Below are 13,700 nucleotides of genomic sequence, written 5' to 3'. Positions count from 1 at the left end.
TATGCTAGCATTAAAAGGTAGTAAAATATTACTAGTTTTATATGCTTTTCAGTTGTAAGAATGCCCTTGCTGACATCATTGCATACGTGCATACATTTATATCACTTTAGGAGGTAAATTATGAAACGCAGTTTGGCAAAATGGCTGTTAGCCGCAATGTTTGTCGCGGTCGTTCAGCCGCTGCTCGTTCCGCAGAAGGCGGAGGCGGCCCTACCACCTGTTTTTGGAGGAACAATCAATGCTACCGAGGACAAATCGTATGACCCGGGCGGGGACTATAATGCCGGTTTTAGCGGCGGCGTTCATATCGTCGGATATCAGCGCGATCCCGGCGTAAGCTATGGCGATTCTATCCTTGTCATCAAGTTTCCAATCGACTCGGGCAATATCAACCCTACCAAGACAGTCGAGACGGCTAAGCTATACCTAGGACTCCAATCTGTAGATAATGACCCGGATGTGCCGGATACTCAGGAAACTTACAAGATCTTTTTATCTCCGGACGTTGGATGGGCGGAAGGCAACGCCGTTCATGTTAATGAAGCAACGTTAACGCCTGCTGGCGTATACGGGATTGATGTTTTCAAGACAGGCGTAACTGTTGAGCTTGACATCACCTCTTATTTAAATACATTCCGTGCTGCCAATCCAGCTGCGACGGCGGTAACGGTTGTTGTAAAAGGACCGCTTGAAAGCGAGCTTGGCGCGGAAACGGCGGCAGGTAAAGCGACTTATGTTAATGCGCTTGTCTATGACCGGACGTACAGCGTAGCTGCTAAGCGTCCTCATATCGATATTTATTATTCGGCTAACTCAGCGCCTACGGACATCGCTTTGTCCAATGCGAACGTAAATGAGAACCAGGCATCTGGTACGGCGGTCGGTGATCTTTCCGCAACGGATGTGGACGCGGGCGAGACGTTTACTTATTCTTTGGTGGCTGGAGCGGGCAGTACGGATAATGCAAGCTTCACGATTACCGGCAATCAGCTGAAAACGGCTGCTGTATTTGATAAGGAAGCGAAGAGCAGCTACTCCGTTAGAGTTCGAGTGACGGATTCGGCGAGCAATACCTACGAGAAACCGTTCACGGTTACCGTGAATGACGTGAATGAAGCGCCGAGCGGTACGATTTCAATCAACGGAGGAGCAGCGGCGACAAATAGCCAAAACGTAACGCTGACGCTCACCAAGGCTGATCCTGAAGGCGATGCGCTGACGATGAGCTTCTCGAACGACAATGTAACTTGGTCGACGCCAGTTGCTTTTGCAGCTACCAAATCGTACACGCTGCCTGCGGGTGATGGTACGAAGACTGTTTATCTCAAACTGACGGATGGCGGCGGGCTATCGGGCCAATCCTCGGATACGATCATTTTAGATACGACGGCACCAACAGGCTCGGTAACCATTAACAACGGGGATGCATTAACGAACAATGCCAATGTAAACCTTACGTTATCTGCTTCTGATGTCCTGTCTAATCCGCTTGAATCGCAATTCTCTAGCGATGGAACAACATGGAGCGGTTGGGAGGCATACGGTGCATCCAAATCGTTGACGCTCCCTGCTGGCGACGGCAGCAAGACCGTATCGGTGCAGTTCCGTGATGCGGTAGGGAATGTATCAGCTGTCGTTACAGACAGCATTACGCTTGATACGACAGCGCCAGTGGGCACGGTTGTTATTGAGTCTGGTAAAGCGGCTGTTAATGCAACAGCTGTACAGTTGCAGGTAGGCAATGCCGATGCGACGGCTGTTGAGATGCAGTTCCGTAATGAGAGCGGCGCATGGAACGGCTGGGAACCATATGCAGCTACCAAAGGCTGGGCGTTAAGCACGGGTGACGGCACTAAGACTGTATCTGTGCAGTTCAAGGATGCAGCGGGCAATGTGTCCGCAGCATTCAGCGACACGATTACGCTCGATACGGCAGCACCGGTTGTAACTGGTGTTACGAATAGCGGTCTCTACAACACCGACAAGACAATCACTTTCCCTGATGGTACAGGTGTGTTGGACAGCAGTGCATTTAATAGCGGCGATACGGTTACGGCAGAAGGTGCGCATACGCTCACAGTAACTGACGATGCAGGCAATGCAACCGTCATTACGTTTACAATCGACAAAACGCCGCCGAGCGGCGCGTTAACGATTAGCAATGGCGATACGGCAACGAAAACATCAACCGTATCTCTGGGCATTGCGAACCCGGACGGCACGGCCGTTCAAATGCAGTTCTCCAATGACGGAACGACGTGGAGCGGATGGGAAGCTTATGCGGCAACCAAATCCGGCTGGGCACTCAGCGGCGGCGGTGATGGCACCAAGACTGTCCACGTCCAGCTGAAGGACGCGGCGGGCAATGTGTCTTCGGCAACGGACACCATCGTGCTCGATACGACACCTCCGAACGGATCGGTCGTTATTAAAGGCGGAGCAGCGTATACGAATGACACGGCTGTACAGCTGACGATTGCAAACCCGGATGGCACGGCCGATACGATGCGCATTCAGAATGCCGGCGGCTCGTGGAGCGGCTGGCAAGCATTCGACCCATCGGTTGCTTGGACGCTGAGTACGGGCGATGGCCTGAAGACGGTCAATATTGAATTGGCGGATGCGCTGGGCAATGTGTACGCGACAAGCGACACGATTACGTTAGACCAGACAGCGCCGACTGTGGGTGGCGTGACAGACAACGGGCTTTATAACACGGATCGAACGATTACATTCTCGGATGGCAGCGCCGAACTGAATGGTTCAACCGTGACAAGCGGAACTGTCGTTTCGAGCGAAGGCACTTATACGCTGGTCGTAACAGACCTGGCAGGCAATCATACAGATATTTCTTTCGAGATCGACAAAACGGCGCCTAGCGCGGCGCTAACCGTAAATAGCGGCGATGCGGCAACGAAACAAACGAGCGTATCTTTGGCAATCGCTAACGCGGACAGCACGGCCGTTCAAATGCAGTTCTCCAACGACGGAACGACGTGGAGCGGCTGGGAAGCTTATGCGGCAAGCAAAGCGGGCTGGGCGCTGAGTGTTGGCGATGGCAGCAAAACAGTACATGTGGAGCTGAAGGATGCAGCCGGCAACGTCTCCTCGGCGACGGACGGCATTACGCTTGATACGACACCGCCGGATGGTTCGGTCGTTATCAAGGGCGGAGCGGCGTATACGAATGTAACGGCCGTTCAGTTGACAATAGCGAATCCGGACGGCACGGCCGATACGATGCGCATTCAGAATGCGGGCGGCACGTGGACGGCTTGGCAAGCCGTCGACGCATCCGTTGCTTGGACCTTGAGCGCAGGCGAAGGGCTGAAGACAGTCAATATCGAATTGGCAGACACACTGGGCAACGTTTATGCAGCAAGTGACACGATTACGTTGGACCAAACGGCGCCAACGGTTGGCGGCGTGGCAGACAACGGGCTCTATAACACGGATCGAACGGTTACGTTCTCCGACGGCAGTGCCGAGCTGAATGGCTCTACACTGACCAACGGGGCAACCGTTTCGGCCGAAGGCACTTATACGCTGGTCGTAACAGACCTGGCAGGCAACCATACAGATCTCAGCTTTGAGATTGATAAGACGGGACCGGATGGCGCAGTAACGGTCAACAGTGGTGATACGTACACGACGGATACAGCTGTCGACCTTGCGATCACGAACCCGGATGGCACAGCGGTCTCGATGCAGTTCTCCAATGATGGAGCGACATGGAGCGGTTGGGAAGCCATCGCGGCTACCAAATCGGGCTGGACGCTAACTAACGGCGACGGCAGCAAGACGGTCCATGTGCAGCTGAAGGATGCAGCAGGCAATGTGTACGAAGCGAGTGATTCGATTACGCTCGATACGACAGCGCCGGACGGGACGCTTGTCATTAACAGCGGCGAGTCGACAACAAATGCGACAAGCGCTAGCTTGACAATTAGCAACCCGGACAGCTCTGCAGTAAGCATGCAGTTCCAGAACGATGGCGGTGCATGGAGCGCTTGGGAGCCTATCGGCACACCTAAAGCATGGACGCTGCCAGCGGGAGAAGGCTTGAAGACAATCAATCTGCGTCTGAAAGATGCAGCCGGCAACGTCTATGAGACGAACGCCTCGATTACGCTCGATACGACAGCGCCAACCAGCACGGTAACGATCAACAGCAATGATAGCTTTGCATCCTCCTTGTCCGCCCAATTGGCGATGACGTCGGATGGCACAGCTGATCAAATGCGGTTCTCCAATGATGCTGCAGCTTGGAGTGCATGGGAGTCTTATCAGACTTCCAAGGCATGGACGTTGCAGACAGGAGACGGCAATCGTACCGTGTATATGGAAGTGAAAGATGCAGTAGGCAATATCAGCCGAGTTAGTGACAGCATTGTCGTTGATATGACTTCACCGACGGGCACGGCTTCCGTAAACGGCGGGGCTGCGCTGACGACAGATGCCGATGTAACGATTGATCTGACTACGGACGACGGCGCCGCTCCTGCTTCTGGCGTAACGGAAGTAAGCGTATCGGTAGATGGCGGCTCGACGTGGAGCAGCTGGACGGCCATAACGCCTCAGCTTTCTGCGACATTAGCTAGCGGCTACGGAACAAAGACTGTACAGATAAAAGTGAGAGACGCGGCAGGCAACGAGAGCGCAGTGTTCTCCGACAGCATCGAAATGCGTTCTGTGCCTGTGATTGCAGACCACACTACGAACGGTACGGAAGATACGGCTTACAGCTATACTGCTGCTGATTTCAGCTTTACGAGTGCGGATGGCGCGCCGCTTCACCAGATTAAGCTTCTGACGCTTCCATTGCATGGCGCATTAACGCTGGATGGCGTTGCGGTGACGACAGGCCAGCAGATTGCCGCTGCTGATATTGTCAAATTGGCCTTTACGCCTGATAAAGACTGGAACGGCCACACAGCTCTAAAATGGAGCGGCGAATCAAACGGCGTACCAGCTGCAGGCAATGCTACGGTGGATTTGGTAATCGCTGCGGTGAATGATGCACCAGTCGCACAGGACGGTGCAGTTACGGTGACGGGTAATGCGGAAGCCAAAGGAACAGTAAAGGCAACGGATGTCGAGGGCGACACGTTAACGTACGCGATCGTCACTCAACCCGCAACAGGAACACTGACGCTCGACGCTGCTACGGGAGCCTTTACCTTTAAGCCGGCTCTCATTGGCAAAGAGACGTTCACGTTCCGTGCATATGACGGTGTTGCTTACTCTGATCCGATGACGATTACAATCACGAATAATGCTTCGCCGATTGTTATTCCGCCGACTACTGAGCTTCCGATTTCGGTACCAGGAACGGACGCAGCGAAGCTGAAGGATTTGGTGAAAACAGAAGTTGGTACGACGGATCTTGGCAAGACCGTAACAGTTGGATTGGAAGGCGACAAATGGAAAGGCAATCTTCCTAATAAATCGGGCGATCCGTTTGTTATCGTAATCAATCCGAAGCAAGCTGCCGATGCAGGCGTTATTAAGCTCAATGCATCAATGGCCGGTTTGCTGGGTGACGACAAGCGCGACCTGGTATTGGAATTGGATGGACGGACAATAAGGGTATCCGCCGACATGCTGAAAGCCTTCGCGGATCAGATGACAGACCCAACGGACGTTTTGCGCATCGAGCTTGCTCCTGCCAAAGAAGCCGACGCCAACAAGGCGATTGCCGCCGTGAAGAAGATCGGAGCTAAGGTTGTTGCAATTCCGATGCATTATCAGGTGTACATCGATCGTAAAGGCAAGCGGGTAGACTTAGCGAAGATTAAGGGTTATGTAGCGGTGAGCTATCGTCCGGAGGAATTGACAGAGGAGCCGACAACGGCTGCGCTTCTCCAACCGAATGGCAAGCTTAAATCACTCCCGACACGATTCGTGAAGCATGACAAACAGACCGAAATTCGTGTGCATGGCCTTACCCAAGGCACATTCGTGCTCATTAGCATGAATGGCAAATTCTCTGATACGCCGAAGCATTGGGCGGAGCAGTCGATTAATGGGTTGGCTAATCGACTTATCATTAACGGAATAGGCAATGGGCTGTTTGCGCCGAATCGTACAGCGACACGGGCGGAGTTCTCTTCCATTCTGGTTCAAGCTTTCGGCCTGTATGGGAACGCGAATGCTCTGACATACTCTGATACCAATGCAGATGCTTGGTATGGCGAGTCGCTGGCGCTGGCTGGCGGAAGCGGGCTCATCACCGGTTATACCGACGGTACATTCCGTCCGAATGCAACGATTACTCGCGAAGAGGCAATGGTTATCCTAGCTCGTGCTGCTGAGCTGGTCGGCCTTAATACGAAGCTGACAGCCGAGCAAAAGGCGCAAGCATTGCGCGGCTTTGGCGATGCGGCATCGATTCATAGCTGGTCGCGTGATGCAGCGGCATTGTGCGTATCCCTTGGCATTGTGAACGGGATTGGAGCCAACCTGCAGCCTGATCAGCCGATTACGCGTGCTCAACTTACGGTAATGGTGGAGAATCTGCTGAAGAAAGCCGATTATATCTAATATGACTGATCACAATCGCATGATTTCAAGTAATGCTTTAATTAAGCTGCTGCCTGTCGATTCGGAAGACCCCTTCCTGCTGGCGGTTTATGTGTCCGTCCGCGCGGAAGAGGTCGCGGCATGGGGGTGGGACGAGGCGTCAGCGCACTCGTTCCTCCGCATGCAGTATGACATGCAGCAGCGATCCTATCGCGCCTATTATGCGGAATCGGAGATTTATGCGATAACGCTAGATGGGATGCAAGCAGGCAAGCTGCATGTGTCAGAGGCGTCAGATGGGTTGACGCTTGTCGACATTGCGCTGCTGCCGGAATTCCGAGGCAGAGGAGTAGGACGTCACTTGCTGACGAACCTCCAGCATAGGGCCAAGGAAGCCGGCAAGCCGCTTCGTTTGACGGTAAGCACCGGCAATCCAGCGGCAAGGCTGTACGAGCGATGCGGTTTCCGCATCGTGCAGGCCGATGAGATGAACGCAAGAATGGAATGGCACAGCTCGTTAGGTTAACAGACATACGACAGGAGGATTTTCAGAATGGAAAATTTCGTCGGAGAAATTCGGATGTTTGGCGGAAATTTTGCACCAGTTGGGTGGTTGCCTTGCGATGGCAGGCAGCTGTCGATCTCGGAATATGAGGTATTGTTCATGCTGCTTGGCACCACTTACGGCGGCGACGGCGTTAATACGTTCTGCTTGCCGGATCTGCGAGGCAGGCTTCCGGTAGGACAGGGGCAGCGTCCAGGTGCAAGCAATTATGTGATAGGTCAAGCGGCTGGTTCAGAAACCGTCACGCTGATTACGAATCAATTGCCAACCCATACGCACATTCCTAGCGCATCTAGCACAGTAACCCAGAATACGCCAGTGGGCGCAGTATGGGGTACAGGCGATAACGCGGCGTATGCGCCGGCGGACAGTACCGGACAGCCTTTGAACGCAGCCTTGATTGCTAGCGCTGGCGGCAGTCAGCCGCATGACAACATGATGCCGTATTTGGCGATCAACTTCATTATTGCTACAGAGGGTATTTTCCCTTCTCAAAGCTAGAAACCGCCATCTCACGGGATTTATTGACATCATTTACTAGGAGGTATTCGAATGGATCCGTTTTTGGGAGAAATCCGCGCGTTCGGTTTTGGTATTACGCCTAAAGGCTGGATGCCTTGCATGGGGCAACTGCTGAATATCAATACCAACCAAGCTCTATTTTCACTTCTAGGCACTACCTATGGAGGAAACGGAACGACGAACTTTGCATTGCCTGACTATCGTGGACGCGTGCAGGTTAGCGCAAGCAACACGATTCCGCTGGGCACAGTTGGCGGGGAAGAAAGCCACACGTTGACGCTAAATGAGATGCCTGCCCATACCCACAACGTATCGGCCAGCACTGTAGATGCTACGTCTAAGGCGCCTCAAGGCATGACTTGGGCAGTGCCTGGGAATAAGGCTAATTCGTTTGCGACAACGATCGATAAATATATGTCGGGCGAGGCAATCGGTACGACTGGCGGCAGCCAGCCGCATAACAATATGCAGCCTTACTTGACGCTTAACTACTGTATTGCAGTTCAAGGCATTTACCCGAGCAGAGGCTAATCAACGAGGAGGCATAATCGATGGCAGATCCATTTTTAGGCGAAATTCGCCAGTTCGCGGGCAACTTTGCTCCGAATAACTGGGCGTTATGCAACGGTCAACTTCTTCCCATTTCACGATATACAGCTTTGTTTTCCCTGTTGGGCACGATGTACGGCGGAGATGGCAAGACCACATTTGCTCTTCCCAATCTGATGGGGAGCGCTCCTATGCACTATGGACAAGGTCCAGGCCTATCCTTGCGTAGTCAAGGTGAACAAGCAGGCGAAGCGAACGTGACGCTTCTCCAAACCGAAATTCCTGCTCATACGCATACAGCCAAGGGCGGACAATCGGCAACCACCGCGCAACCGGATAACGCGGGCTGGGGCACTTCCGGCCGAACGGGCACGCAGCTCTACACGGATACAGCGCCGAATACGACGATGCATCCCCTTGCATTGCAAGCGACTGGCGGCACCCAGCCGCATAACAATATGCAGCCTTACATCACTGTTAACTACATCATTGCTTTGCAAGGCATTTTCCCGCAACGCCCATAGCAGTTCTAATAGCGTCCCCTCCTTCATAGGCTAGTCTCGAAGGAGGGGACGCGGCCATGTTGGAGCAAGGGAAGGGGCCTAAGCGCCCAGAGAGGTCCGAGCGGCAAGAGATGACGATGCACAATCGCAAGCTGCTCGAATTGACAGGTGTGCGTAATGTAGATAGCTTTGACAGCGAGGAGTTTTTGCTGGAGACAGATCTGGGGTTTCTGACGATTCGGGGCCAGAACCTGCATATGAAGCATCTTAGTCTGGAGCAGGGACTTGTCGCCATTGAAGGGCTCATCCATTCGCTCGCCTATCTGGATGGAACGCCGCAGACGAAAACCAAAGGGCTGTTCGGGAAGCTGTTCAAATGAATCTCACGCTTAATGAACAGTGGCTCACATTGGGATTGATGCTGCTGTCCGGCATCGGCATGGGAATCGTCTTCGACGGCTATCGCGTCGTATCGCATGAGCTTCGCTTCGCGAAGTGGACGCTTCCCTTGTTCGACCTGCTCTATTGGGCAGCGGCAACGCTCGTCGTCTTCCAGGTCCTGTCCGCCGGCAACAACGGCGAGGTGCGGGCGTACGTGTTTCTAGGACTTGTGATCGGCGTAGTCGTTTACTTCTTGATGCTGAGCCGCTCCGTTATCGCTTCCGTCCGGTGGCTGATCCAAGCGGTGCGCTATATGATCGGCTTGGTTATTCGTTTGTTTGATATATTTATTGTTCGTCCATTGCTTATATTGTACAAGCTGGCAAAGGTGCTGCTCGGGTTTTTGGTTGCCCTTACTATTTTCTCTTGCAAAATTGTGGTACAATTGATCCGTCCGTTCTGGCTTCTCTCGCGTTGGCTGCTTCGCCCGTTGTGGCAACCTGTGGCCAAGCGTCTGCAACCCATAATCGCAGGCTGGGGGCTTCCAGCGAAAGCAAGCAAGCTGATCAGTCAAGTGACGGGTTGGTGGAAGCGCACGTTCGGTAGATCTTCCTGATGAAAGGTGGTGCAGTGTTCATGGCGAATGTGAGACAGCAAGCAATAAGTGCGGCACCCGCCGGAACGAAGCGGCGCAAGCGGCTATGGCTTGCCTTTGTTATAATTTTCGCATGTTGGGCATTGTATACGTTAATTAATCAGGAGCAGAGCCGCGGTGCTGCATCGCAGCGCTTATCTGAAGCGAAGGCTCAGAAGGACGCTGCTGAGAAGGAACTGACCAGTCTCAAGCAAGAGATCGATCGGCTTCATGATCCCGAGTATATTGGGCAGTTAGCGAGCCAGCAAGGGATGGTACGCGAGGGCGAGAAAGTGATTCAGGTAGCAGAATAGTCGGCAGCCCGTACAAATCGGGTTCTTCGTCTGTTGACCTCGCTTTCTACGTTACGTTATAATTACGGTAGTAAGGTCTCCATAGAGACCGTCATGTATATTCCTTAGGGAGGAACGTTTTCTTTTATGGCAATTGAAGTGGGCGCTAAGTTAGAGGGTAAAGTGACAGGCATTACGCATTTCGGAGCATTTGTTGATCTTTCTGGGGGCGTGACGGGGCTTGTGCACATCTCCGAGATCGCCGACAACTACGTTAAGGACGTAAAGGATCACCTGAAGCTAGAAGACGTCGTCAAGGTGAAAGTCATTAATGTCGACAAAGACGGCAAGATCGGATTATCCATTAAGCAGGCTATTGATCGGCCAGAGGGCCAGCCAGCACCACAGCAACGCGAACCGCGCGCAGGTGGATTTAACCGGGGCGGCGGTGGCGGCGGTGGCGGACAAGACCGCGGCGGACGTCCTTTCAAGTCATCCTCTGGTAAAGCGCCGTACGGAAAACCGTCATTTGAAGACAAAATGTCGCGCTTCCTGAAAGACAGCGAGGAACGCATCTCTTCCCTCAAGAAGAACACCGAGGGCAAACGCGGTGGACGCGGAGCCAAGCGGGTATAATCATCATCGGATGAATAAGCGAGTAAAAGCAGAACCTTCGTGGTTCTGCTTTTTTTGCGTTTTGTGGCGTATTCCAAAAACTTTCCCCTGAAAGTCCGGTATTCCCGACAAGAGGGAACGGTGATTCGCCAAGCGGATGTCGGCGTCTTCCGTCAAGACGCAGCGCGCGAAAGCAGGGGGAACAGCCGCTAATCCCAGACGGGGCTTGAAGGCAAGCTTTCCCGACATGAGCGCGGCGCGGCGAACGTTTTGTCGGAAAAAACTTTTTGCTGGGAACGCTTTCTGACAAACTTTATAAGGACAGGCCTCTATAATCAAAAACACAATAACTCGGAAATGGTGGTGTGTCCTGTGAAAGAGAAGAACAAGCTGGTCATGTTTCCAAACGTACAGCAGGCAAGCGCGGCGGCAATGCAGCAAGCCGTGCGAAAAGGTCGCGATTGGGCCGCTGGGCGGAAAATGATTCAGCTGCTTGCTGCTAAGAAGTGGACGATCCTTCTTCTTGTCGTCGGTTTCTTGCTTGGACGAGCTGTCATTCTTGAATCATTGATGCCGTTTGCCGCTGCCTATTTCGCCGTCTTGTATTTCTTAAGACGGGACGTATGCTTTTGGGCGGGCATAGCGCTCGTCGCTGGAAGCTTCTTCGCGCTCTCCCCTTCTCCGGGCCCTATCGCGATGGAGCTTGCTGTCGTCTTCCTGCTTCTGAAGGGGCTGGAAGCATACGAGCGCGCAGAGTTATCGTACGCACCGCTTCTCGTCTTCACGTCAACGCTGCTCGTCCAGCTATTCGGGGCATTTATCCATAATAGCCTCGGCTGGTACGATCTCATGATGATTGTCGTGGAGGCTTCATTATCCTTTGTGCTGACCCTTGTCTTCGTACAAGCCATCCCGGTCTTGACGATGACGAAGAAGACGAGCGGGCTGAGGCATGAAGAGATTATATGCTTGATGATTCTCATGGCATCAATTATGACCGGCGCTGTCGGTTGGGGGGTGTATGGCTTATCCGCAGAACATGTGATGTCGCGGTATATGCTGCTGTTATTCGCACTGGCAGGCGGGGCGCCTCTGGGCGCGTCGGTCGGGGTTGTTGCCGGACTGATCCTGAGTCTTGCTGATTTTAATGCCATCGTGCAAATGAGCTTGCTCGCTTTCGCGGGGATGCTGGCAGGATTAATGCGAGAGGGCGGTAAAATGGCCGTGTCGTTCGGCATGCTGCTCGGCACGTCGATTCTATCGGTCTATATTGGAAGCCAAGCCGATGTAATGGCTTCTACGTATGAATCTGTAGCGGCTGCGGTACTGTTCCTGGTCACGCCGAAAATTATGATTCGGACGATCGCCCGGTTCGTGCCGGGCACGCAGGAGCATGTGAAATCGCAGCACGAATATGCGCGGCGAGTGAGGCAGGTGACGGCGGAGCGGGTGGAGCAGTTCTCGGAGGTGTTCCGCCAGCTGTCCAAGAGCTTCGGCCAGCTTAATGGCGCAGTGGAGGCGGTGAAACGCGAAGAGGAATTTAACCATTTTATGAATGCGGTCGCGGAAAAAAGCTGCCAGACCTGCCACCGGCGCGGCATGTGCTGGGAAGCGAAGTTTTATCAAACGTATAAGCTGATGACCGATATGATGACCACAGTAGAGGAGGGGCGGAAGCCATCGACCAAAGAGATGCCCAAATCGTGGACGGCGCATTGTGTCAAGCCGCAGCAAGTGCTCGGCGTTATGCAGCAGCAATACGAGCTGTACAAAAACGATCGTCATTGGAAGAAGCAAATTATCGACTCCAGGCAGCTCGTCGCAGACCAGTTGTCCGGCGTGTCGCAGGTCATGGAGGATCTAGCGAAAGAAATTAAGCGGGAGGGCCAGACGCTTCATCTGCAGGAGGAGCAGATTCGAGAGGCGCTGGAAGGGCTTGGCTTGTCGATCCAGAGCATCGACATCATTAATCTAGAGGAGGGGAACGTTGAGATTGAGGTTTACCATACATTCGCGAGGGGGTATGACGAATGCCGTAAAATTATTGCGCCGCTGCTGACGGACATTCTAGGCGAGCATATCGCGGTGAAAGCGGAGCGTTATCCAGAGCGGCAAGGATCGCCTGCGCTCGTAACGTTCGGCTCCGCAAAGGAATTCGAGGTGGAGACGGGCATAGCTGGACTCGCTAAAGGCGGGGACTTGCTATCGGGAGACAGCTTTAGCACGATCGAGCTCGGGAACGGCAAATTCGCAGTCGCGATTAGCGATGGCATGGGCAATGGCGAGCGTGCGCGCTTGGAGAGCAGCACGGCTCTGACCATTTTGCAACAGCTGCTGCAATCGGGGATGGACGAGCGTCTAGCGATTAAATCGGTTAACTCGGTGCTGCTGCTGCGTTCGCCTGACGAGGTGTTCGCGACGGTGGATGTCGCATTGATCGATATGTACACAGCGAAGACGACGTTCTTGAAGATCGGCTCGACGCCGAGCTTCATTAAACGCGGACAGGAGGTCATTCAGGTTACGGCGAATAACTTGCCGATTGGCATTTTGCAGGATATTGACGTGGATCTCATTACGATGCAGCTTCAGCCGGGCGACACGCTCATTATGATGACAGATGGCATCTATGACGCGCCGGGACATGCCGTTAACAAGGAGATGTGGATGAAGCGGATTATTCAGGAAATTAGCGTCACAGAGCCGCAAGAAATCGCGGATGCGCTGCTGGATCGGGTGGTGCGTCACCACGAAGGGGAGATTATCGATGACATGACCGTCGTTGTTGCACGCGTGGACAAGCATCAGCCGGAATGGGCGACCTTCCGTTGGACAGGCATTCCGCGCTTCGAACGCCCAAGGACGGTGAGTTGATTTGAGCGGATAAAAGGTTGAAGTCATGACAGGGCCGCATTGGAGCAATCATAGATAACGTTAGTCGATAAAGAGAAGTCGTCGGAGCAAGGGGGACATAGAGCGGACGTGTATATAGGTAACGATCGCCACGGCGCAGCACGCTCATTCGCGTGCGAACCGGCAAGCGAAATCAGGCTAGGCCAATAAGCTCGCGGTACGCTTTGGAATAAAGCGGCTGCAGAGCTTATTGGCATGCCTCC

General features: G+C 53.4%; 10 protein-coding genes. All 10 read left to right on the top strand.

What is annotated here, in order from left to right:
- Positions 1–120: 120 nt before the first annotated feature.
- Positions 121–6,543, top strand: coding sequence for an S-layer homology domain-containing protein (locus PAECUDRAFT_RS24615; RefSeq protein ID WP_006038136.1), 6,423 nt, complete (start codon positions 121–123; stop codon positions 6,541–6,543).
- Between the two features lies 1 nt (position 6,544).
- On the top strand, positions 6,545–7,048 hold the full coding sequence (locus PAECUDRAFT_RS10825; RefSeq protein WP_050794321.1) for a GNAT family N-acetyltransferase: 504 nt from the start codon (positions 6,545–6,547) through the stop codon (positions 7,046–7,048).
- 27 nt (positions 7,049–7,075) lie between these two features.
- Positions 7,076–7,588 carry a phage tail protein gene (locus tag PAECUDRAFT_RS10820; protein ID WP_006038134.1) on the top strand — a complete coding sequence of 171 codons (513 nt, stop codon included), beginning with the start codon at positions 7,076–7,078 and terminating at the stop codon, positions 7,586–7,588.
- Positions 7,589–7,639: 51 nt separating this feature from the next.
- Positions 7,640–8,140 (top strand): phage tail protein, encoded by a 501-nt coding sequence (locus PAECUDRAFT_RS10815; protein WP_006038133.1) that lies wholly within the window; start codon positions 7,640–7,642, stop codon positions 8,138–8,140.
- A 20-nt stretch (positions 8,141–8,160) separates the two neighbouring features.
- Positions 8,161–8,682: a phage tail protein gene (locus PAECUDRAFT_RS10810; protein ID WP_006038132.1), complete on the top strand. Its 522-nt coding sequence runs from the start codon at positions 8,161–8,163 to the stop codon at positions 8,680–8,682.
- Positions 8,683–8,738: 56 nt separating this feature from the next.
- Positions 8,739–9,041 (top strand): sporulation protein YabP, encoded by a 303-nt coding sequence (gene yabP / locus PAECUDRAFT_RS10805; RefSeq protein WP_006038131.1) that lies wholly within the window; start codon positions 8,739–8,741, stop codon positions 9,039–9,041.
- A complete protein-coding gene (gene yabQ, locus PAECUDRAFT_RS10800; RefSeq protein WP_006038130.1) occupies positions 9,038–9,658 on the top strand; it encodes a spore cortex biosynthesis protein YabQ in 621 nt (206 codons plus the stop codon). Before yabP ends, yabQ begins: the two co-directional genes overlap by 4 nt.
- A 20-nt stretch (positions 9,659–9,678) precedes the next feature.
- Positions 9,679–9,990: an FtsB family cell division protein gene (locus PAECUDRAFT_RS10795; RefSeq protein ID WP_006038129.1), complete on the top strand. Its 312-nt coding sequence runs from the start codon at positions 9,679–9,681 to the stop codon at positions 9,988–9,990.
- A 126-nt stretch (positions 9,991–10,116) separates the two neighbouring features.
- Complete coding sequence (locus tag PAECUDRAFT_RS10790) at positions 10,117–10,605, top strand: S1 domain-containing RNA-binding protein (protein WP_006038128.1); 489 nt, start codon at positions 10,117–10,119, stop codon at positions 10,603–10,605.
- 411 nt (positions 10,606–11,016) lie between these two features.
- The gene (gene spoIIE, locus PAECUDRAFT_RS10785) at positions 11,017–13,458 is read left to right on the top strand and encodes a stage II sporulation protein E (RefSeq protein ID WP_233516758.1); all 2,442 of its coding nucleotides are present in this window, start codon (positions 11,017–11,019) and stop codon (positions 13,456–13,458) included.
- Positions 13,459–13,700 lie beyond the last annotated feature (242 nt).

This window comes from Paenibacillus curdlanolyticus YK9 (assembly GCF_000179615.1).
Lineage (GTDB): Bacteria > Bacillota > Bacilli > Paenibacillales > Paenibacillaceae > Paenibacillus_T > Paenibacillus_T curdlanolyticus.
Note: the sequence above shows the minus strand (reverse complement) of the source record. Positions and strands in the feature narration are given on the sequence as shown.

Bases quoted from the DNA above. Each gene is read 5' to 3' on its own strand.
- PAECUDRAFT_RS24615 (WP_006038136.1), top strand. From the start codon at position 121: ATGAAACGCAGTTTGGCAAAATGGCTGTTAGCCGCAATGTTTGTCGCG.
- PAECUDRAFT_RS10825 (WP_050794321.1), top strand. From the start codon at position 6,545: ATGACTGATCACAATCGCATGATTTCAAGTAATGCTTTAATTAAGCTG.
- PAECUDRAFT_RS10820 (WP_006038134.1), top strand. From the start codon at position 7,076: ATGGAAAATTTCGTCGGAGAAATTCGGATGTTTGGCGGAAATTTTGCA.
- PAECUDRAFT_RS10815 (WP_006038133.1), top strand. From the start codon at position 7,640: ATGGATCCGTTTTTGGGAGAAATCCGCGCGTTCGGTTTTGGTATTACG.
- PAECUDRAFT_RS10810 (WP_006038132.1), top strand. From the start codon at position 8,161: ATGGCAGATCCATTTTTAGGCGAAATTCGCCAGTTCGCGGGCAACTTT.
- yabP (WP_006038131.1), top strand. From the start codon at position 8,739: ATGTTGGAGCAAGGGAAGGGGCCTAAGCGCCCAGAGAGGTCCGAGCGG.
- yabQ (WP_006038130.1), top strand. From the start codon at position 9,038: ATGAATCTCACGCTTAATGAACAGTGGCTCACATTGGGATTGATGCTG.
- PAECUDRAFT_RS10795 (WP_006038129.1), top strand. From the start codon at position 9,679: ATGGCGAATGTGAGACAGCAAGCAATAAGTGCGGCACCCGCCGGAACG.
- PAECUDRAFT_RS10790 (WP_006038128.1), top strand. From the start codon at position 10,117: ATGGCAATTGAAGTGGGCGCTAAGTTAGAGGGTAAAGTGACAGGCATT.
- spoIIE (WP_233516758.1), top strand. From the start codon at position 11,017: ATGCAGCAAGCCGTGCGAAAAGGTCGCGATTGGGCCGCTGGGCGGAAA.